This is a genomic window from Erythrobacter sp. 'gip.4 top 5', from assembly GCF_056495765.1.
In genome coordinates, this window is the sequence record NZ_CP200270.1 from 439,493 (window position 1) to 460,315 (window position 20,823).

Consider the following 20,823-nt stretch of genomic DNA (forward strand, 5'->3'; position numbering starts at 1 on the left):
ATCCGATGCGTTATCCCGCTTATCTCGCCGCCCTCGCCCTCACCGCGCTCGCGCCCACGGCGCTGCTGGCCCATGTCGAGCTGGCAGCCTCGACCCCGGCAGCGGGGGCCGCGGCCAAGGCGCCCCGGACGATCACCCTCACCTTCACCCAGCCCGTCACCCCGGCAAGCGCCGCTGCCAGCATCGTCATGACCGCGATGCCGGGCATGGCGAACCACGGCGAAATGATGATCCGCAATTTCACCGCCAGCTGGTCCGCCGATGGCACGACCATGACGCTGACGTTGAAAAAGCCGCTCCCCACCGGCAGCTATGACGTGCGCTGGCAGGCCGCCGCAGCCGACGGCCATGCCATGACGGGCCGTGTCAGCTTCGACGTCAGCTAACCGAAGCAGCGATCCACGCGTCCACCCGTCGTTCGAGGATCGATAGCGGTTGCGAGCCGGACGCGATCAGCAGGTCGTGGAAGCCCTTAATATCGAACCGGCCGCCCAGCGTCGCTTCGGCGCGGGCGCGTAATTCCATGATCTTAAGCATACCGATCTTGTACCCGGTCGCCTGACCCGGCAGCGTGATGTAGCGCCGCACTTCGGACCGTGACCGTTCGATCGGCTGACGGCCCACGGTGTTCATGTAAGTGACGGCTTCCTCCTCGGTCCAGCCCATTGCGTGCAGGCCGGTATCCACCACCAGCCGCGCGGCACGGAAAAGTTCGGCGTCCAGCCGCATGAAGTCCGCAGGGATATCCGGATAAGCGCCCATTTCCTTGCACAAGGCCTCGGCATAGAGCGCCCAACCTTCGCCGAATGCCACATAGCCAGTGACGGCGCGGAACTTGGGCCCGCCCTGCTGGCGCACCTGAATATCGCCCTGCATGTTATGGCCGGGCACCGCTTCGTGGCACATCAGCGTGTACATCATCGCGGGATCGGTGCGCGTGCCGGCAAGGTGGACGTAGGTTTTCGCCGGGCGCGTGCCATCGGGGCTGGGGGGCGAAGCATGGGCCGCACCGCCCGGCGTTTCGGAAAAAGCCGGCTCGCGCACCACTTCGATTCCGTAGGCCGGCAACGTACCGAAATAGGCGGGCAACAGCGTGCGGGTCTTTGCCACGAAGGCATTGGCCGAAGCGAGATAGTCTGCCCGCAGCGCATCGTCATAAGGCTGCGGCGGATAAAGCCGCGCACGCTCGGCATAAAAGGCTTGGCGATCGGCAATTCCAGCGGCCTGCGCGAGTGCATCCTGCTCCGCCTCGATCCGCGCGACTTCGCTGCGGCCGATCGCGTGAATCTCCTGCGCGCTCAGATCGGTGGTGGTGTTGAGCTTCAGTTCCTTGGCGTAATAGGCATCGCCCTGCGGCAGCGTCAGCGCGCCGACCTTGCCGCTGGGCGCGGTGGGCAGGCTCTCCTCGGCCCAGGCGATGACGCGGGCGTAGGCCGGTTGCAAGGCGAGGATGGCGGTGCGGGCATCTTCTAGCAGCGCGTCGGCCTCGGCACGCGGCAGCGTGCCGCCTGCAACCAGCTTTTCCGTCTTGGCCTTCACATCGGCCCACAGCGCTGCGTCTTCGCCATCCCCAAAAGGCGCGCCACTTGTCAGCTTGCGGCTGCCTTCGATGATCGTTTCGATCTGGAAACGTGGCGGACTGATCCCGGCCGCCTGGCTTGCCTTGGTGCGCGCGATGGCGCGATCCAGCACGTCCGGCATCGCGCGCAGGCGGGCGATATAGTTTCGCAAATCCGTCGCATCGGCCACTGAATGGGTATTGACGAGGAAATCGGGCAGCTGGCTGTGCGCCGAATAGAGCCGCGAATAGAACGGCGGGCGAAAGACGCGGTTCGAGAACTGCATCTCTGCGCGCTCCGCCTCCAGCGCCCAGATGTCAAAATTGACTTGGGCTTCGGGGGATAGCGCAGCGCGGTCGAACTGCGCTTGCATCTTCGCGGCGCTGGCCTTGCGCCACGCAAGCTCGGCAGCCGCGGCTTTGTCACTGGTGTCATTCCAGCGGTCACCGCCCTCCTTAAGCCCCAGCCGGGTCGCCAACTGCGGTTGCTGTTTTAGCCATTCGTCAAACTCGGCATCGAGAAAGGCGGTCAGACGCGCATCCTCGGTCTGCGCAGCGGCGGCCTCGGGCGCCTGCGCGTGCGCGGCACTGGTCGGAAGCACCGCGGCGGCGAGCGCCATGGCGAGGCTGAAGGTGAGCGTGTGCGTCATCGAATGTTCCTTTGCGCGGGGAATGCAGCATCAGCCCGTGGGTAGCGGGCAAAGGAATCGCGATGAAGCCCCTTTCGTCGAGCTTTGTGGCCCGTTCAGCCGAGCGGCAGGCCCAGCGCCTCAGCCACCGCGGCGATGTGCAGCTTGCCGTTCGACACATTCAGCCCCTCGGCCAGATGCGGATCATGCGCCATTGCCGCTTCTGCGCCCATGTTTGCCAGCTTCAGCACAAAGGGCAGCGTCGCATTGCCCAGCGCCATCGTGGAGGTGCGCGCCACCGCGCCGGGCATATTGGCGACGCAGTAGTGGATTACGCCATCGACCTCGAACACCGGGTCTTCGTGAGTGGTGGCATGACTGGTTTCAAAACAGCCGCCCTGGTCGATCGCGATATCGACCACCACAGCCCCGCGCCGCATGGTGGCAATCATATCGCGGGTAACCAGCTTGGGCGCCGCCGCGCCCGGCACCAGCACCGCGCCGATGACAAGATCGGCCTCGGCCACAGCCGCGGCAATCGCGGCGGTGGATGCGAACGCGGTTTTGATCTGGTTGCCGAACTGCGCGTCCAATTCAGCGAGGCGCCGGTTGGAGATGTCGAAGATGGTCACGTCCGCGCGCAGGCCCACGGCCATTTGCGCCGCGTTCACACCAGCAACGCCGCCGCCGAGAATGACGACCTTGCCCGGCTCGACTCCCGGAACGCCGCCCAGCAGCACCCCGCGCCCGCCTTGATGCTTTTCCAAGTAATGCGCCCCGCATTGCACCGACATGCGGCCTGCAACTTCGGACATGGGCTTGAGCAGGGGCAAGGTTCCGTCCGAGGCGGACACGGTTTCATAAGCGATGCACGTTGCGCCCGACGCCATCAGGCCTTCGGTCTGCGGCTTGTCCGCGGCGAGGTGGAGATAGGTGAACAGCACATGGTCAGGCCGCAGCATGGCAACTTCGACAGCCTGGGGTTCCTTGACCTTGACGATCATCTCCGCGCCTTCGAACACGGCGGCGGCATCGGGCAGGATCACCGCGCCTGCCGCTTCATAGGCGCTATCTGCGAAATCGACGCCCAGCCCTGCACCGCTTTGCACCAGCACTTCGTGCCCTGCGCGCACCAGTTCAGCGGCGGCTGCCGGTGTCAGTCCGACGCGATATTCGTTGTTCTTGATTTCGGTAGGAACGCCGACGCGCATGGTGTCTCTCCTGCTTGAGCTTGGAACCGCACTAGCAGAGGGGGCTTGCGCGTTCTTCGCAATGATTGGCAAGCGACCATAGAGAACCGCGAAAATCTTGCGTCAGCGCGCAAAAATCGCAATAATTTCGTGAATGGACCGTATCGATCAGAAAATTCTCGATCTGCTGGCGATGGACTCGCGTCTGACCGGTGAGCAGTTGGGCGAGCATGTTGGCCTGTCGCCCTCGGCCGCGCACCGCCGCGTCAAAGCGCTGGAAGATAGCGGTGCGATCATGGGCTACCGGGCTCGGCTATCGAAAGCGGCGCGCGGCAATCCCTCGACGGTGTTTGTGCAAGTCACGCTGACCGATCAGCGCCAAGCCACGATGCTCGGCTTTGAACAAGCGATGGCCAGCACCCCGCAGATCGTCGAAGCCTATCTGATGAGCGGCCCGTCCGATTATCTCATCAAAGTGCTGGTGCGCGAAAACGACAGTTACGAGCGGATCCATCGCGAAATCCTGTCGGCGCTGCCCGGTGTGCACCGTCTGGTGAGCCAGTTCACGATCCGTACATTGGAGGGCGGCGAATAGAGCCGCCCACACCGCGTCCGTCGCCAATTAGCCATATGTGTCGCAAAACTGCCACCGGCAGGCGCATGCGATCTTGCTTTTGCGGAGGAGCGGCCAATCTTCCGCACGCGGCTCTGTTACATTTCAGGGTCAAGATTGCGGTAGAAAGTTAGTTTTCCGACAAGTATAGGACGCCCATGGCCACGTCGATCTACGAATTTGCGCAAAACCCGCGGATTGCCCCCGCGACCAAACCGCTTGGCCGGGTGCGCAATGTCGGCCAGGCGCCCACAGTCGGTGTGATCTACAATCCGCGCAGCCACCGCAATGTCGGCGCCGATTTTGATTGTGGCCTGTGTCCGCATGTCCATATCGCGCAGCCGCGTGAGCGCGGACAATTGCCTCTGGCACTGGCCGAATTTGCAGAACGCGGAATTGACCTGCTCGTCATCAATGGCGGGGACGGCACCGTGCGTGATGTATTGACCTGCGGACAGACGGTTTTCGGCAATGATTGGCCCGCCATCGCTGTGTTGCCCAAAGGCAAAACGAACGCGCTGACCGTTGACCTTGGCGTGCCGGATGACTGGACCTTGCAGGATGCGATCAACGCGCTTGACCACGGCACCCGCGTCTGGCGCCGCCCGATGATCGTGTCTTCGCTGGACCAGCACGGCAAAGTCGGCGCGGTATCCCGCGTGGCCGGTTTCATCCTTGGTGCCGGGGCCTTTTCCAAGGCCACACAAGCGGGGCAAAGCGCACACAAACTGGGTGCCTTCGATAGCATGGTGGTGGCTGTCACCGGGATCTGGGCGCTGTTGCAATCAATGTTCGCCGGCCGCGGTAATGCCTGGCGCAAGGGCGCAAAAATGCAGATCGGCTTGGGCGCAACGAACGCCCCGATGGCGCACAGCGGACAAGGTGATCCGGCCATGCGCCAATTGCTGTTTGCCTCCACGCTCGAACGCCTGCCGGCCGGGATCAAGCCATTCGGCGCGCTTAAAAATGGGCTGAAGCTCGTAGCGGTCGATCAGATTTCGCGGCGTACGACGGCGCTGGTGCCGCTGGTGCTGATGGGCAAGCTGCGCAGCAGCTTGCGGGAACGCGGCATCCACCAGCTTTCGGCCACACAGTTCAGTCTGTCGATCGATGACCAGTTCATCCTTGATGGCGAGGGTTTTCCGGCTGGTGATTACCGTATCGAACAGGGCCCGGAGCTCGCCTTCGTCGCGCCATGAGCGCCGCGCCTTCGGACCCGCTGGCCGAGCGGATCGCCGCGCAACTTGCCGTGCCTGTCGATCCCGCTGTAGCCGCGTTTGCGCGCGCATTGGCGGATAACGCAGGCGCACAGGCCGTTGTGTTCTACGGTTCAAACCTGCGCACCGGATCGCTCGAAGGCGTGCTTGATTTCTACATTTTGCTGCCCGGCAACACAGAAACCACGATCTGGCCGCGGATCAGCTATCATGAGCGCGCCCATGACGGGCTCGTCCTGCGGGCCAAGGTTGCCACCATGACGCTGGCAACATTCGCTCGCGCCGCCGGTGGCGAATTGACCGACACCACGATCTGGGCGCGCTTCGTCCAGCCCAGCGCGCTGATCTGGGCCAAAGACGATGCCGCCCGCAACGCCGTATTCGCAGCGATCGCAGCGGCGGCGGCCACCGCAGCGCGGCTTGCGGCCGCGCTCGGCCCGGTTAGCGGTCCAGCGGAAGATTTCTGGCGCGCTCTGTTCCGCGCCACCTACAAGGCCGAGTTTCGCGTGGAGAAATCGGGCCGCGAGAATGATATTCTTAGCGTAAATGCCGAACATTTCGCAGGCCTGCTGCCGCTGGCGCTGGAAGCAGCAGGGATTCCACCGGGCCAGCGTGGCACACTTTTTACCCCGCGGCTGATGCCAGCGGAGCGGGGGCGGATCCTGGGCTGGTGGAGGCGTCGGCGCAGGCTGGGCAAGCCCTTGAACCTCGTGCGGCTGGTCAAGGCTAGCACCACCTTCGAAGGTGCGGCACGCTATGCTGCCTGGAAGATCGAACGGCACACCGGCATGGCGGTCAAGGTAACGCCGTTTCGCGAGCGCTTTCCGCTGCTGGCGGCCCCGCAGGTGTTGTGGGATCTGAGCCAGCATCGCCGCCGACAGCGCGGCGGCTGACGCGGCTCACATATACTGCATTGTTATCGACATTTGGCTGACGCCATTGCCCGTGGTGAAGCGCACCTTGTCGACCGCAGGCGGGCGCGGCACGAGGCCAAGGATCTTCTTGATCCCCGGATTGTTGGACATGCCCGCGCCATCGGAAAGATCGGATTTGCGGTTGCTGTTGACATCGTGATGCACCGCAATCGCATAATCGCCCGATGAAGGCAGCGGCACGCACACGGTTACGTTGCCCTTCTGCGGACGCGCATCCACGCGCATGACGTAACGCTTGCTCGCCAGCCAGTCGCGGCTGTTGGCAGGATAGGCGCGCACAAACAAATTGCCTTCCGACGATTTCAATCCGCTGATTGCGACCCGCACCGCCGGTCCCTTGCCAGCCGCGCACTGACCGAGGTCATTCGCGCCTGATCGGGCATAGGCATAGGTTTGTGCTGCCAGAGGCGCTGCGACCAGTCCGGCGAGCGCCAGGCCGAAGGACCCCACCGGCAAAAGTGCGCGTAGGCGGCGTTCAGACGAGCCGGAAAAGGGCATAAAATCGGTCATGAGCATCTCGAGGATAAGGGGAGGGGAGGAGGCGCGCAAGCAATGCGGCGGCGCCGAAACCGTCGGGATATGTTGCGCTTATGACGAAGCGTGCCTGAATTGCGGCTTAATTGATTCTCCCAGGGCCGTTCGCGGTGGAAAAGACGGCTTTGGTGCCTTGTCGCGCGATTCGCGCGTCCCGTATGGCAGGGAACGTGCCAGAGAAAGGCTTTCCGCCGTCCCATGCCATCGCCCTTGATCTCCCCTTCGATCCTGTCTGCCGATTTTGCTCGGCTGGGCGAGGAGGTGCGCGCGATCGATGCGGCCGGGGCGGACTGGATCCACATCGATGTGATGGACGGACATTTCGTACCCAATATTACCATCGGCCCCGACGTGGTGAAGGCGCTGCGCCCCCACACGAAAAAGCCGTTTGACGTCCACCTGATGGTCGCCCCGGTCGATCCCTATCTTCAGGCCTTTGCCGAAGCGGGCGCCGACATCATCACTGTCCACCCCGAAGCAGGGCCGCATATTCACCGCACGCTTCAGGCGATCAAGACGCTGGGCAAAAAGGCGGGCGTGGTGATCAATCCGGGCACGCCGGTTGAAGTGCTCGACAACCTGATGGACATGGCCGACCTGATTTTGGTGATGAGCGTCAATCCCGGCTTTGGCGGGCAAAGCTTCATCCCGTCGCAACTGGCCAAGATTGCGCGGATCCGGTCAATGATCACGCGGTCGGGCCGGGCCATCCATCTGGAGGTGGACGGCGGGGTCAATGCGGAAACAGCGCGCATGTGTGTTGAAGCCGGCGCCGATGTGCTTGTGGCGGGATCGGCCACCTTCAAGGGCGGCCCGGAAGCCTATGCCGACAATATCGCCGGCCTGAAAGGCGGGCGCTGATGGCCACGCTGCTGCGCACTTCGGGCGCAGCCCGTGCCGATGCGCTGGTGGAGCGAGTGGCTGACGATCCTGCCTTGATGTTGCCAAGTGGCGCCGAAGCTGGCGCTGCTGCCGCTGCCCCTGAACAGCGTGCACCGGCCCACGCCGAACCCTCGCGTGCGCTGGCTCTCAGCGATGTCATCGCGGTCAAGGCCGGCCCCGGTGAAGCGCTGATCCGGCTGGCCTATCGCCTTGGCGTTCCGGGTCATGCGCTGGCTGCGCCCTTCCGCCGCCCACAGGCGGTGCGCGTGCTGGCGACGGTCGACAGCCCAAACCGTGGTGATCGAGCTGCCGGCACGGCTTTACGCGCCGGGCATTTCCTGATCCACGGCGTGCGCTTGCCGATTACGAGCTTCGATTTTTCTGCTGCTGCGCGCCATGCGCCGGGGGTTGAGCAGGTGGTGCATGGGTTTGGCTGGCTTGCCGATCTGGCAACCAGCGCGCCGCGCACCGATGGCGCCGCCGTGGCCGAGCGCATCGCCGCGCAGTGGCTTCACGCTCACAGCGAACCCGGCAAGGGCCCGGCTTGGGAAGCAGAATATGCCGGTCTCAGGCTGATGGCCTGGCTGGTTTACGCGCCGCTGATGCTGGGCGGGGCGGACAAGGGCCTGAAATCCCGGCTGCTCGCCGCCATCGCGGAAGCCGCGAACTGGCTCGACAAGCGTGCCCCTCGTGAGCCGGCCGGCTTTGCGCAGGTCGCTGCATGGGCAGGGGTAGTGGCGGCCGGTCTGTTGTTGCCCCACGGCAACCCACGCCGGCTGTTCGGTGAGGCAGGGCTGGTCAAGGCGCTGGGCGATATGGTGGGCGAGGATGGCGGCGTCCTGTCGCGCTGCCCCGCCGCGCAATTGGATGCGATCCGCCTGCTGACCGATCTTATCGCTTGTTACGCGGCGGTGGAGATTGCGCCGCCCGCCGCGCTCGGCGTGATGCGCGAATTGCTGGTCCCGCCCCTGCTGGCACTGCGACATGGGGATGGGGCGCTGGGCAGCTGGCAAGGCCAGGGCGCGATAGCCGCCGACCGGGTCAATGCCGTGATCGAAGCCAGCGGCGTGCGCACCCGGCCGCTGTCGGTGATGCAGGGCTGGGGCTATAACCGCATCAAGGCGGGCGACACCTTGCTGCAATTCGACACCGCCCCGCCGCCCCGCACCCGGCACGCGCGCACCGGCTGCGCCTCCACGCTCGCCTTCGAGTTGTCGGACGGGCCGCAACGCATCATCGTCAATTGTGGCGGCGCGGCGCTGGCGGGCGGACAGGTTCCCGCCCGTATCGGCCAAGGGCTGCGAGCCACCGCCGCCTTTTCGACCCTGGTGCTCGACAATGCCAACTCGACTGCCGTGCTGCTGAACGGACAGCTTGGCAAAGGCGTGGAAACGGTGGCGTTTGATCGCCGCGTGGTGGCAGGGCGCGGCGCACGCGAGGCGACCCGGATCGAAGGCACCCATGATGGCTACGCCAGCCGCTTCGGCCTGACCCACCAGCGCATCCTGACGCTGTCGGGGGACGGCACCGAACTTGCGGGCGAAGACATTCTTGTCCCCTGCGCCAAGAACGGCAAACGCGGCAAGATCGCCTTTGCCTTACGGTTCCATCTGGGCCGCGGAGTTGAGGTGCAGCTTTCCGGCGACAAGCGCGGGGCGAGTTTGTTGCTGCCCGACGGCCGGCTCTGGCAATTCCGGCTGAGCGGCGATAGGGCGGGCGCCGGTGCGATCACGCTCGCGGTCGAGGACAGCCTGTGGGTCGACGGAGACGGCCGCCCGCACGCGACCGAGCAGCTCGTGATCGAAGGACTGGCAATGCGCAGCGGGGGACAATTCTCCTGGCGCTTACGGAAAACGGGATAGAATTCAGCCATGAATCACAAGGCAATTGCGCGGGCGCTGCTGTCAGTGTCCGACAAGGCAGGTTTGGCTGAACTGGGCGCCAGCCTCGCCGCACGCGGCGTTGAACTGGTCAGCACCGGTGGCACGGCCAAGGCGCTGCGTGATGCGGGGCTGACTGTGCGCGATGTGTCCGACCTCACCGGCTTTCCCGAGATGATGGACGGGCGCGTGAAGACGCTGCACCCGACCGTCCACGGAGGCCTGCTCGCGCTGCGTGACAATCCCGAACACGTCGCGGCAATGGAGGTCCACGGGATCGGTGCGATCGACCTTGTCGTGGTCAACCTCTACCCCTTCGACGCGACCGTGGCGAAGGGCGCCGGGCGCGGCGAGATCATCGAGAACATCGACATCGGCGGGCCTTCGATGGTGCGCTCGGCCGCCAAGAACCACGGCTTCGTTACCATCCTGACCGACCCGGCCGATTACGCTACGCTGGTCACAGAAATGGACGCGAACGGCGGCGCGACCACGCAAGCCTTCCGCACCCGCATGGCGGGCAAGGCCTATGCCCGCACCGCTGCGTATGATTCCGCCATCGCCAACTGGTTCGCCTTCGCCGATCCGGATGGCGAGACGACCGCGTTCCCCGACACGCTGCCGATCGCTCTCAAGCGCGCCGACAGCCTGCGCTACGGCGAAAACCCGCATCAGTCGGCGGCGATCTATGTCCCGCAGGTGATCGGCACCGCAGGCGTCCCGCAGGCGGCGCAATTGCAGGGCAAGGAACTCAGCTACAACAACTTGAACGACGCCGATGCCGCGCTCGAACTGGCGGCGGAATTTGCCGGGCAGGCGCCTGCCGTGGTGATCGTCAAGCACGCCAACCCTTGCGGCGTGGCGCAATCGGGCACGCTACTGGACGCGTGGGAAGCGGCGCTGGCATGCGATTCGGTCTCGGCCTTCGGCGGGATCGTCGCAGTGAACACCGAGCTGGACGCGGCCACTGCGGAGGCGATCAGCGCGATCTTTACCGAGGTCGTCATCGCCCCCAGCGTCTCGGCCGAGGCGCGCGAAATCTTCCGGAAAAAGAAGAACCTGCGCTTGCTCGAATGTGGCACCCTGCCCGATCCGCGTCGCCCGGCCCTGACCATGAAGACCATTGCAGGCGGAATGCTGCTCCAGTCCCGCGATGCAGGCGCAGTTGGCCTCGACGATCTTAAGGTCGTCACCAAGCGCGCACCGACGGATCAGGAATTGCAGGACTGCCTGTTCGCCTGGACGGTGGCCCGGCACGTCAAATCCAACGCCATCGTCTATGCCAAGGACGGCGCGACCGCAGGCATTGGCGCAGGCCAGATGAACCGCCGCGATTCGGCGCGGATCGCTGCGATCAAGGCTGCCGAAGCGGCTGAAACCCACGGCTGGGCCGCCCCGCGCACGCACGGCAGCGCGGTCGCTTCGGATGCTTTCTTCCCCTTTGCCGACGGGCTAATCTCCGCGGCGGAGGCGGGCGCGACCGCGGTGATCCAGCCGGGCGGTTCGATCCGCGACGACGAAGTGATAGCCGCGGCCGACGCTGCCGGTCTGGCGATGGCCTTTACCGGAATGCGGCATTTCCGGCACTGATTGAGTGCCCTGACCCACCGGTTTGGCGCATCTGCAGGCGGCAGGGGGCTGGCAGGGAGCAAGCGCAGTCTAACGGAGGGCAAGCGCGGTCTAAAAGGGGCCAAGCCAGGCCAAGACAGGGTCTAAAACGCCACCTTTTTCTTTTTAATCGTTGAATCCATTGTATATCTACAAAATCCCGCCGCAAAAAATGTCGCCGCCCGCGCAACCCGGTTTTTGCACCTAGCGGCGCCTGCCGTTCGTAGGAAAGCGCCATGCTGCTACACTCGCTCCGTCGCACGCGGCGCACGCGCGGGCACGGAACAACCGTGAACCCGGCTTATTTTCGGCCGTTCCATACCTAAGTTAAGGCTGCGTCCTAACCGGCCCTGACCGTCATGTTCATCCTTCTGCAATTCCGCAGCGGGCATAAGAACCGCACGGCATCCCTAACCATCACGAGTTTCTTATGCGTCTGTTTTCTTCTGACCTGTATCGCAATTTCGGCATCGGCTTCGCTGTCGGAGCGGCTCTGATCCTCGGCGCAAACGCAGGCAGTTGGAGCGGCGAGCTGGCGCCGGCAGCGCAGGCCGCGCAGCCGCGGGTGAACCATGCCACGGCGACCACCGCGGATTTTGTGATCGCGCCCGAAGGACGCTGACACCATGAAAAGATTTTCCTTGCTGCTGGCGGCCGCTTCGCTGGGCCTGGGTGCCTGCGCTGGCCCCGCCATTGCCGCCGAAGAACCCGTCAACGCGCCCGCCGCCACACGCGTCGCCAAGGAAACCAAGGGCCTCAAGACCGCTGTTTTTGCAGGCGGCTGCTTCTGGGGCGTCGAAGGCGTCTTCAGCCACGTGAAGGGCGTGACCGCGGCCGTTGCGGGCTACCACGGCGGAACGGCCAAAAGCGCGAAATACGCCATCATCACCAGCGGCATGACCGATCACGCCGAAAGCGTGAAGATCACCTATGATCCGGCGGTGGTGCGGTATGACCAACTGCTGCGGATCTACTTTTCTGTGATTGCCGATCCGACGCTTAAAAACCGGCAGGGCCCCGATGTCGGCGCGCATTACCGCAGCGCTATCGTGCCGATGAATGCCGAACAGGCCGCTGTGGCCAAGGCGTACATTGCGCAGGCGGGCAAGTCGGGCCTCTGGAAAAGCCCGATTGTCACCCGGATCGAACCTTACAAGGCGTTTTATCCCGCCGAAGCCTATCATCAGGATTTCATGGCCGCCAACCCGAACCACGGATACATCCGGCGTTGGGATGCGCCCAAGGTTGCGGCATTGAAGACCATGTTCCCCACCATGTACCGGGCCAGCTTCCTGCGCGACGCAGGCTAGGCCGTTCCGCACAAGCCCGCTTTGCGATTGCTCTGTGCGCGCCTATATGGCTGCGTATGGGACAGCAGGCACATCAGCACAGCCATCACGAACACAGCGGCCCCGGACTCATTGCCGAGGCCGCTCGCGCGCTGGTGGCAGCGGGCGAACAGTGGACTGCCATGCGCGAATCGGTGTTTGCCGAACTCGCCCAGCACGACCGGCCGGTTTCGGCCTATGACATTGCCGACAATCTGTCCGCCGCGCGCGGCAAGCGGGTGGCCCCCAATTCGGTCTACCGCATTCTTGACCTTTTCGTGGCCAACAACCTGGCGCTGCGGGTGGAAAGCGCAAACGCCTTTCTGGCCAACAGCCATCCGGGCTGCGCGCATGACTGCATCTTTCTGGTCTGCGACGAATGCGGCGAAGCGGCCCATGTTGATGACGAGGACGTGAGCCGCGCGGTCCGCGCCATTGCTGCCGCCCGCAATTTCAAGGCAGAGCGTCCGGTGCTGGAGATCAGGGGCCTGTGCAAGGCCTGCGCCTGACCGGTTCCCGCGAGAACGAAACCCGTTTTTTGCGAATTGATAGGCCTCAACGCTGCATCGACAGGCGTGTTTTCCCTGTGTAAGGCTTCAGGGTATGACACAGTCGCCTATTACGCCTTTGCTCGATCAGGTTAACACACCCGACGACCTTCGCCGCCTCAAGCCCGAACAGCTTCGCCAACTGGCTGACGAATTGCGCACCGAGATGATCGATGCGGTCAGCACCTCCGGGGGCCATCTCGGCTCCGGGTTGGGCGTGGTCGAACTGACCGTGGCGATCCACTATGTCTTCAACACGCCCGATGACAAGCTGGTGTGGGACGTGGGCCACCAATGCTATCCGCACAAGATCATCACTGGTCGGCGTGACCGCATCCGCACCCTGCGGCAGGGCGGCGGGCTTTCAGGCTTCACCAAGCGGTCCGAAAGCGAATATGATCCCTTCGGCGCGGCGCACTCCTCCACCTCGATCAGCGCGGCACTGGGCTTTGCCATCGCCAACAAGCTTCAGGGTAAGCAGGGGCGCGGCATTGCGGTGATCGGCGATGGTTCGATGAGCGCCGGGATGGCCTATGAAGCGATGAACAACGCCGCGCAGGCGGGCAACCGGCTGGTGGTCATCCTCAACGACAATGATATGTCGATCGCGCCGCCGGTGGGCGGGCTTTCGGCCTATCTTGCGCGCATGGTGTCTTCGAGCGAATATCTCGGCATCCGCAGCCTCGCATCGCGCGTGATCCAGAAGATGAGCCGCCGGATGCACGATACCATCGGCAAGGCGGAAGAATTCACCCGCGGGCTGGTGACCGGCGGGACATTGTTCGAGGAACTGGGCTTCTATTATGTCGGCCCGATTGACGGGCACAATCTCGATCACCTGCTGCCCGTGCTCGAAAACGTGCGTGACACCTCCGAAGGCCCGGTGCTGATCCATGTCGTCACCGAAAAGGGCAAGGGCTATGCCCCGGCGGAAAACTCGGCCGACAAGTATCACGGCGTGCCCAAGTTCAATGTCGTTACCGGCGAAAAGGCCAAAAGCGCGCCGAGCGCCCCGGCCTATCAGGACGTGTTTGGCCTGACGCTGGCGAAGCTGGCCGAGAGCGATGACCGCATCTGCGCGATCACGGCGGCCATGCCTTCGGGCACCGGGGTCGACAAGTTCGCCAAGGCGCACCCCACCCGCACGTTTGATGTGGGCATTGCCGAACAGCACGCCGTAACCTTCGCGGCTGGCCTTGCCGCAGAAGGGATGCGGCCGTTCGCGGCGATCTATTCGACCTTCTTGCAACGCGCCTATGATCAGGTGGTGCACGATGTGTGCATCCAGAACCTGCCGGTGCGCTTTGCCATCGACCGCGCCGGGCTGGTCGGTGCGGATGGGGCGACCCATGCGGGCAGCTTCGATGTGACCTATCTCGCCACACTGCCTAACATGGTCGTCATGGCCGCCGCGGACGAGGCGGAGCTGGTCCACATGACCTACACCGCGGCCGAATATGACGCGGGGCCCATCGCCTTCCGCTATCCGCGCGGCAATGGCACCGGCGTGCCCCTGCCCGAAGTTCCGGTGAAGCTGGAAATCGGCAAGGGCCGCATCGTGCGCGAAGGCAGCAAGGTTGCGATTCTCTCGCTCGGCTCGCGCCTCGGCGAAGCCGTGAAGGCGGCTGACGCGCTGGAGGCCAAGGGGCTGTCCACCACCGTGGCCGACATGCGCTTTGCCAAGCCGCTCGACGAAGACCTGATCGCCCGCCTGATGCGCACCCACGAAGTGATCGTGACCGTGGAAGAAGGCTCGGTCGGCGGGCTGGGCGCGCACGTGCTGACTTTCGCCAGCGACGCCGGCCTGACCGATGCCGGGCTGAAAATCCGCACCCTGCGTCTGCCCGATACCTTCATCGATCACGACGACCCGATGAAGCAGTATGACGAGGCAGGCCTTAACGCGCCGCAGATCGTGGATACGGTGCTCAAGGCGCTGAAGCACAACAGCGGCGGTGTTGGTGCAGGCGAGGAAGCGCGGGCCTAGGCCGGCGCTTCAGCGTCCTTCGGGCGGCGGTGTGCTGGCCGTAATGGATAAGCGTTCAGGCAGGGTGAGCATGCTCTGCGGCGGCAGGGCGTCCTCGGAATTGCGATCTTGCTCCTCTGGCACCGCTTCGCCCTTCAGCGCGGCAATATCCCGCGCCCGCTTGGCAAGATAGGTCTCGCGCCGCATCACGTAAGGGTCATCCGACGACTGGATTTCCACCAGTTCCGCGTCGAGCGCCAGCTGCCGGTCAAGCGCATTGACCACGAAGTAGCTCGCGGCAAATTCGGGCCCCCGGAACGGCTTGCCAATCGCATAGGGCAGCAAGGCCTGATCCAGCGTGTTGCCGATAAAATCGCGCAAGCTGGTCGCGCCGACCAGTGGCATGAACACATAGGGCCCCGGCCCGACGCCATAGACCCCCATCGTGTTGGCAAAGCCGTTGCGGCAATAGGGCAGATCAGCCTTCTTGCCCGCCAAATCGAACAACCCGCCCACACCCACCGTGGTGTTGATCGCCAGCCGCCCCAGCGTTTCAAACGCCTTGCCGACCTTGCCTTGCAGCAGGAAATTGAGCGCATTGCTCGGCTCGGCCAGATTGCGCACCACATTGCCCAGGCCATCGCGGATCGGTTCGGGCAGCTCGTCGCGATAGGCATAGGCGATCGGTTCAACCAGCGCCTGATCCACGGCTTGCGTGATGCGGTAACTGTCTTCGTTGATGCGTTCCAGCGGGTCATTCTCGGGCGGACCATAGGAGCCTTCGACCACGATCTCGTTGATCGGTGCGTCGTCTGCAATTTCGCCTTCGGGCGGGGGGGGGGCGGTTTCATCCTGCGGGAGGGAAGCGGCGTCTTGCGCGGCGAGCAGGCTCCATTGCAGCGGGATGACCGGCGGCGTAGCAGACTGCGGCGCGGCCAGCACAAGCGCGGCGCTCAGCAGCGGGGAAGGGACGGCAAGCAGAGTCAGTGTGGGCAATGGAGTTCTCCGCTTCGCCCCTATCAATAGCAAGGACCACAGGCACCTGCGCTTGCCCTTGCGACCGCCCGCCTATACGCAAGCTGAATTACTCTCCTATCGCACAAGGCACCCAATGTCCCTGATCCAAGTCACCAAAGATGGACCCATCACCATCCTGACGCTCGACCGGGCAGAGAGCATGAACCCGCTGGGCGCGCCGGGCGACGGGGATGAATTCGTGACGGTGGCCAACGCGATCAACCGCGACATGGAATGCCGCGTGGTGATCCTGACCGGCGCGGGCCGCGCCTTCAGTGCAGGCGGCGATATCAAGGCGATGCAGAACAAGACCGGCACCTTCGGCGGCACGACGCCTGCGATCTCGGACGGCTACCGCGACAATATCCACCAGATGCTGCGTGCACTTTATGGCTTGCGTGTGCCGGCCATCGCGGCGGTCAACGGTCCTGCAATCGGCCTGGGTTGCGATGTCGCCTGCCTTGCGGATATCCGCATCGCATCGGAAAATGCCAAGTTCGGCGTCACCTTCCTCAAGCTGGGGATCATTCCGGGCGATGGCGGCACGTGGATCCTGCCCCGCGTGATCGGGATGAGCCGCGCCGCCGAGCTGTTCTACACCGGCGATGTGATCGATGCGGCCACCGCGAAGGACTGGGGCCTTGTCAGCCGCGTGGTCGCGCCCGAGGCCTTGATGGACGAGGCCCGCGCACTGGCAGGCCGGATCGCACTGCTCCCTCCGCATTCGCTGCGCCACACCAAGAACCTGCTGCGGCAGAGCCAGCAGATCAGCTATGACACCGCGCTGGAACTCGCCGCGAACACGCAGGCGATGATGCACACCACCGCTGACCATGCCGAAGGTGTCGCCGCGCTGATCGAGAAGCGCGCAGCGGTGTTCAAGGGCGAGTGATCAACTCAGCCACCGGAACACCCCTGCTGGAATGCCTGCGCGCCACAGGTGGATCCAGCTGCCCACCAGCCAAAGCGCCGTGCCCGCGATCAGCGGCACCGCGCCGACGCTGAGAAACTGGCCAAGCCGCGGCCAGTAAGAGGTCTTGCTCTCCCATTGCGCCCAGGCCTCACCCATCAGCATCTCTTTTTTGGCGTCCTGAAACTTCGCGCCCACCAGCGCGAGGATACCCATCGCCAGCGCGGTCACCATCGTGCGGGTACTCCAGAACAGGACCATGTGCGATAGGGCCCACAGCCCGATGCCCCACATCATCGGATGGCGCGTGACCTTGAAGACGCCAGCAGGGGTCGCACGGGCCTGCGCCTCAGCCATCGGTGTCGGCAGAGCGGGATTGCCAATGAAAGACCCCGCCAGCAGGATCATGGCGGGCCAGGTGATGATCGTCGTCGCAATCCAGCCCGCCTCGCCTGAACCGGGCAAGTCAGCGGGCGGCGCGGCAATGAAGGCAAAATAGACCCACGCCAGCGTGGCAAAGCTGACCACGATATAGGCAATCTGAAAGCCGCCTGCGCCCAATGTCTTGACCAGCGGTGCGCGTAAGCGATGCGACATCGCGAAATGCGTGCCGACAAAGGCGATGTTCGCCGCAATCAGGCTCCACAAAGCATCACTCATTTCGCGCAAGCTCCCCCAAAAACGTCACAGGCCTAGTCCGCGATGGCGATCAACTCCACCTTAAACACCAGCGTTGCATTGCCCGGGATCGGCCCACGCCCGACAGGACCATAGGCAAGGTCTGCAGGAATGGCGATTTCGATCGTCTCGCCCACCCCCATGCGCGGGATCGCGATCTGCCAACCTTTGACCAGCCGCCCCAGCGGGAACGTGGCAGGCTCACCGCGCGCATAGGAACTGTCAAACACCGTCCCGTCGAGCAGCTTGCCTTCGTAATGGACGGTGACGACATCCGTGACGGCGGGCTTTTGATCGGATGCCCGGTACGCAAGCCAGCGCCACCGCACGCCGCCCTGTTCGAAATGCCATCCCTCTTCGGGGCTGAGGCCGAGAAGATAGGTCTGCTGCTGCGAATGCCATGCTGGGTCTTGCGCGTTCCCCGCACCTGCCCCGTCCTGCGCCTGCGCCTGCGCCTGTGCCGACGCCGGAAGCAGGGCAAGCAGGAGCGACGCGGCGGCAGCGCCGGTCTTCGTTCTCCGCGGCATCACCAATCGTAAGCCTTGGGCCGGTCGCTTTCATCAAGGTCCATGTAGCGATCCCGCAAACGCGTCTGGTGGTTGGTGAGATCCTGCTCGACCCCGCTGATGAACACCCGCGTCGGCACGGAACCGACTTCAAGCGGATCGCCGGTCCACAGCACCACATCGCCCAAGGCGCCGGGTTTCAACACGCCGGCCTTGCCGCCCATGCCGCTGATGTCGGCGGGGACGGAGCTGATCGCGGCGAAGGCCTTGCCCCATTCCATGCCGCTGGCACCCGGCATCCGGGTCAGCGCCACCAGGTTGCCCGCCACCTGCTGCAAGCGGCGCGGATCCTGCATCGTTGCCGCGTTGATGGCGACCTTCACGCCTGCTGCGGCCATGCGTCCGGCGTTGGACTGAGTCGCGCCCAACTGTTCGAAGGTTTCAGGCAGGTCGATCAACCCGTTGGCGATCACCGGAACCCCGGCGGCTGCGATGTCACTCGCCACCAGCCAGCCTTCGGTTGCGCCGACCAGCACCAGATCAAGCCGCGGGTATTCCTGCTTCAGCGCCAGCACGGCGCGGATATCGGCCATCCGGTCGACCGCGACGTACAGCTTCTGGCTGCCCGTCACCACTGGCACCAGCGCCTCGGCATCGAAGCGGCTGAGCAGCACGTCGTCGGCCTTGCCGATTTCAGTGGTTTCGGGGATGCCGGTCTTACCGACCAGCGCCTGCGCCTCGCGCAAGGCCGCCCGCAGCAGGGCATGGGCTGCGACCCGGCTGCCGCCGGCATTGTCCGCGCCGCTTTCCCCCAGCGTCACCATCTGGAATGCCTTCGCCTGCATGACGGGACGCGAATCGCCATCGAGATCGATGATCGCGCCTTGCCCGGCAAAAATTGATCCTGACGGCAGCGTCGTGGTCGCTGCGCGGGTGATCCCCGCGGCGCGGTGCACAAGGATGTGCTGCGAGGTGGGGTTGATTGCGGTCGAGGCATCCAGCGCGGCGCTGAACGGCGATCCGCGCGCGGTGATATCATTGGTCTCGCCCACGGCGGACACATCGGCAAGGCCGAGCGAGGTCACAGTAGCGAACAGGCCGGGCGTGACCCACGCGCCGCCTGCGTCAACAGCCGTACCACCCGCAGGCGCGCCGCTGGCGGTGCCGGCATAGACCACGTTGCCGCCGCGTACGACCACAGTGCCGCCCTCAATCGGGGCGCTGCCGTCGCCGATCACGACGCGGGCATTGGTGATGGTGACGTCCTGCGCCAAGGCAGGGGTGGAAAGGGCAAGCGCGCTCACCGCTAGCGTAAGGACGCGCTTCACTTCACATCTCCTTCACCGGGCTGGCCAAGCTCGAAATCGCTCACCGGCCGCGTCTTGGGGTTCATCGCATCGAACATCAGCGCGCCGTCGATCCAGACCTTTTCAGGCCGGGAATACACGCTCAGCGGATCGCCGTTCCACAGCACCACATCGGCCATCTTGCCGGTTTCGAGGCTGCCGGTCAGGTCTTCGATGCCCATCGCCTTGGCAGCGTTGTAGGTGAGCCACTGGATCACGGTGGCATCAGGAATATCGATCCCGGCCCGCGCGCCCGCGGCCTGCGCCTTGGCCGCTTCCTGATTGAGCCGCTGGATATCGTTCTGGTCATCCGAGTGGATTACCACGCAGGCGCCTTCGCGTTGCAGAAAGGCGGCGTTTTCCAGGATGCCGTCATAGCTTTCCATCTTGAATCCGTACCAATCGGCCCAGATCGCGCTGCACACATCGTTTTCGCGCAGCAGATCGCCGATCTTGTAGGCTTCGACCGCGTGGTGGAAGGCGCTGACCTTGTAGCCCATCTCCTTGGCCATATCGAGCACCAGCGCCATTTCATCGGCGCGGTAGCAGTGGTTGTGGATCAGGATGTCCCCCTTCAACACACCCACCAGCGTTTCCTTTCCCAGATCGCGCTTTGCTTTCGCATCATTGGCGTAATCGATCGCGCCCAGCCAGGTTTCGCGGTTGACCGCAAAATTGCCCATCCGGGTCGAAGGCATCCGCCCGCGTGAGCCATAGACGCGCTTGGGGTTCTCCCCGCAGGCCATCTTCATGCCGTAGGGCGCGCCGGGGAACTTCATCCCCTGCACCGTGCGCGCCGGCACGTTCTTCAGCGTGACCGAACGGCCCCCCATCAGATTGGCAGAGCCCGGCAGGATTTGCAGCGCCGTCACCCCGCCATTGGCGAGCGCGCGGCTGAATCCAGGATCTTGCGGCCAGACCGAATGTTCGGCCCACACTTCGGGCGTGGTCGGGCTGGTCGCCTCGTTGCCATCGGAATGCGCTTGCACGCCGGGCGAGGGGTAGTCGCCAAGGTGCGAGTGAATGTCGATGATGCCGGGCGTGACGAACTTGCCGGTGCCGTCGAGGACCACGGTATCGGCCGGGATCGGGGTGTCGGGGCCGCCGATCGCAGTGATCTTGCCGCCCGACATGAACACCACGCCGCCTTCGATGCGGCCGCCCTTGCCATCATAGATTGTCGCGCCGCGGATCGCTGTGGCGGCATTGGGGTACGGCGTGTAGGTCGACGCGAAGACCGGATCGCCAGCCGGAGCGGCGGCAAAGGCCTTGTTATCGGACTTGCTGGAAGCACTGGAGGCATCGCCTGTGCTGCCCGTGGTGGCGCAGGCAGACAGCGCCAGCGCGCTCACCAAGGTCGCCAGCGCGCCCATGCGCGCTCGCAGCGTAAATTGTGAAATCATCGAAAACCTTTCCCGTTTCCCAGCCACTCGTGTGACGGGAAACGGGAAGCTTGTCCATGTGGTTGGACGATTAAA

Annotated in this window: 20 protein-coding genes; 12 read left to right on the forward strand and 8 right to left on the reverse strand. The window is 64.4% G+C overall.

The features are described from left to right. Positions 1 to 5: 5 nt before the first annotated feature. Positions 6 to 386 carry a copper resistance protein CopC gene (locus ACRANW_RS02140; RefSeq protein ID WP_479432922.1) on the forward strand — a complete coding sequence of 127 codons (381 nt, stop codon included), beginning with the start codon at positions 6 to 8 and terminating at the stop codon, positions 384 to 386. On the opposite strand, the gene ACRANW_RS02145 is transcribed toward ACRANW_RS02140, so the two are convergent. Together ACRANW_RS02145 and ald are read right to left on the reverse strand one after the other, a co-directional pair. Beyond that, positions 379 to 2,208, reverse strand: a complete 1,830-nt coding sequence (locus tag ACRANW_RS02145; RefSeq protein ID WP_479432923.1) for a DUF885 domain-containing protein — start codon at positions 2,206 to 2,208, stop codon at positions 379 to 381. The genes ACRANW_RS02140 and ACRANW_RS02145 overlap by 8 nt on opposite strands. A gap of 95 nt (positions 2,209 to 2,303) precedes the next feature. Further along, positions 2,304 to 3,398, reverse strand: coding sequence for an alanine dehydrogenase (ald, locus tag ACRANW_RS02150; protein WP_479432924.1), 1,095 nt, complete (start codon positions 3,396 to 3,398; stop codon positions 2,304 to 2,306). Positions 3,399 to 3,531: 133 nt separating this feature from the next. On the opposite strand from ald, the gene ACRANW_RS02155 reads away from it, so the two are divergent. From ACRANW_RS02155 to ACRANW_RS02165, 3 genes are all read left to right on the forward strand, one after another. Beyond that, complete coding sequence (locus ACRANW_RS02155) at positions 3,532 to 3,972, forward strand: Lrp/AsnC family transcriptional regulator (RefSeq protein WP_479432925.1); 441 nt, start codon at positions 3,532 to 3,534, stop codon at positions 3,970 to 3,972. Positions 3,973 to 4,148: 176 nt separating this feature from the next. After that, the gene (locus ACRANW_RS02160) at positions 4,149 to 5,189 is read left to right on the forward strand and encodes a diacylglycerol/lipid kinase family protein (protein WP_479432926.1); all 1,041 of its coding nucleotides are present in this window, start codon (positions 4,149 to 4,151) and stop codon (positions 5,187 to 5,189) included. Then, on the forward strand, positions 5,186 to 6,100 hold the full coding sequence (locus ACRANW_RS02165; RefSeq protein WP_479432927.1) for a hypothetical protein: 915 nt from the start codon (positions 5,186 to 5,188) through the stop codon (positions 6,098 to 6,100). The genes ACRANW_RS02160 and ACRANW_RS02165 overlap by 4 nt, the downstream gene beginning before the upstream one ends. 6 nt (positions 6,101 to 6,106) lie before the next feature. Here the strand turns inward: ACRANW_RS02165 and ACRANW_RS02170 are convergent, their stop codons facing one another. Further along, the gene (locus ACRANW_RS02170; protein WP_479432928.1) at positions 6,107 to 6,652 is read right to left on the reverse strand and encodes a DUF2141 domain-containing protein; all 546 of its coding nucleotides are present in this window, start codon (positions 6,650 to 6,652) and stop codon (positions 6,107 to 6,109) included. Between the two features lie 222 nt (positions 6,653 to 6,874). On the opposite strand from ACRANW_RS02170, the gene rpe reads away from it, so the two are divergent. From rpe to dxs, 7 genes are all read left to right on the forward strand, one after another. Further along, positions 6,875 to 7,537, forward strand: a complete 663-nt coding sequence (rpe, locus tag ACRANW_RS02175) for a ribulose-phosphate 3-epimerase (RefSeq protein WP_479432929.1) — start codon at positions 6,875 to 6,877, stop codon at positions 7,535 to 7,537. Then, complete coding sequence (locus ACRANW_RS02180) at positions 7,537 to 9,420, forward strand: heparinase II/III family protein (RefSeq protein WP_479432930.1); 1,884 nt, start codon at positions 7,537 to 7,539, stop codon at positions 9,418 to 9,420. Before rpe ends, ACRANW_RS02180 begins: the two co-directional genes overlap by 1 nt. Before the next feature lie 9 nt (positions 9,421 to 9,429). After that, positions 9,430 to 11,028, forward strand: a complete 1,599-nt coding sequence (gene purH, locus ACRANW_RS02185; protein ID WP_479432931.1) for a bifunctional phosphoribosylaminoimidazolecarboxamide formyltransferase/IMP cyclohydrolase — start codon at positions 9,430 to 9,432, stop codon at positions 11,026 to 11,028. Positions 11,029 to 11,476: 448 nt separating this feature from the next. After that, positions 11,477 to 11,668, forward strand: a complete 192-nt coding sequence (locus ACRANW_RS02190) for a hypothetical protein (RefSeq protein ID WP_479432932.1) — start codon at positions 11,477 to 11,479, stop codon at positions 11,666 to 11,668. Positions 11,669 to 11,672: 4 nt separating this feature from the next. Continuing rightward, on the forward strand, positions 11,673 to 12,356 hold the full coding sequence (gene msrA, locus ACRANW_RS02195) for a peptide-methionine (S)-S-oxide reductase MsrA (RefSeq protein ID WP_479432933.1): 684 nt from the start codon (positions 11,673 to 11,675) through the stop codon (positions 12,354 to 12,356). A 56-nt stretch (positions 12,357 to 12,412) separates the two neighbouring features. Next, positions 12,413 to 12,883 (forward strand): Fur family transcriptional regulator, encoded by a 471-nt coding sequence (locus ACRANW_RS02200; RefSeq protein WP_479432934.1) that lies wholly within the window; start codon positions 12,413 to 12,415, stop codon positions 12,881 to 12,883. Positions 12,884 to 12,977: 94 nt separating this feature from the next. Continuing rightward, a complete protein-coding gene (dxs, locus tag ACRANW_RS02205) occupies positions 12,978 to 14,909 on the forward strand; it encodes a 1-deoxy-D-xylulose-5-phosphate synthase (RefSeq protein WP_479432935.1) in 1,932 nt (643 codons plus the stop codon). A gap of 9 nt (positions 14,910 to 14,918) precedes the next feature. Here dxs and ACRANW_RS02210 read toward each other — a convergent pair whose 3' ends face one another. Then, positions 14,919 to 15,884 carry an MlaA family lipoprotein gene (locus ACRANW_RS02210; RefSeq protein ID WP_479432936.1) on the reverse strand — a complete coding sequence of 322 codons (966 nt, stop codon included), beginning with the start codon at positions 15,882 to 15,884 and terminating at the stop codon, positions 14,919 to 14,921. 115 nt (positions 15,885 to 15,999) lie between these two features. Between ACRANW_RS02210 and ACRANW_RS02215 the strand changes: the two genes are divergently transcribed. After that, on the forward strand, positions 16,000 to 16,797 hold the full coding sequence (locus tag ACRANW_RS02215) for a crotonase/enoyl-CoA hydratase family protein (RefSeq protein WP_479432937.1): 798 nt from the start codon (positions 16,000 to 16,002) through the stop codon (positions 16,795 to 16,797). Here ACRANW_RS02215 and ACRANW_RS02220 read toward each other — a convergent pair whose 3' ends face one another. The 4 genes from ACRANW_RS02220 to ACRANW_RS02235 are packed head-to-tail and all read right to left on the reverse strand — an operon-like array spanning position 16,798 to position 20,748. Next, positions 16,798 to 17,475: an NnrU family protein gene (locus tag ACRANW_RS02220; RefSeq protein ID WP_479432938.1), complete on the reverse strand. Its 678-nt coding sequence runs from the start codon at positions 17,473 to 17,475 to the stop codon at positions 16,798 to 16,800. A 32-nt stretch (positions 17,476 to 17,507) separates the two neighbouring features. After that, a complete protein-coding gene (locus tag ACRANW_RS02225; protein WP_479432939.1) occupies positions 17,508 to 18,020 on the reverse strand; it encodes an FKBP-type peptidyl-prolyl cis-trans isomerase in 513 nt (170 codons plus the stop codon). Next, a complete protein-coding gene (locus ACRANW_RS02230; protein WP_479432940.1) occupies positions 18,020 to 19,327 on the reverse strand; it encodes an amidohydrolase family protein in 1,308 nt (435 codons plus the stop codon). Before ACRANW_RS02230 ends, ACRANW_RS02225 begins: the two co-directional genes overlap by 1 nt. After that, entirely contained in the window at positions 19,324 to 20,748 is a 1,425-nt protein-coding gene (locus ACRANW_RS02235) for an amidohydrolase (protein ID WP_479432941.1), read from the reverse strand. The genes ACRANW_RS02230 and ACRANW_RS02235 overlap by 4 nt, the downstream gene beginning before the upstream one ends. Between the last annotated feature and the right edge of the window lie 75 nt (positions 20,749 to 20,823).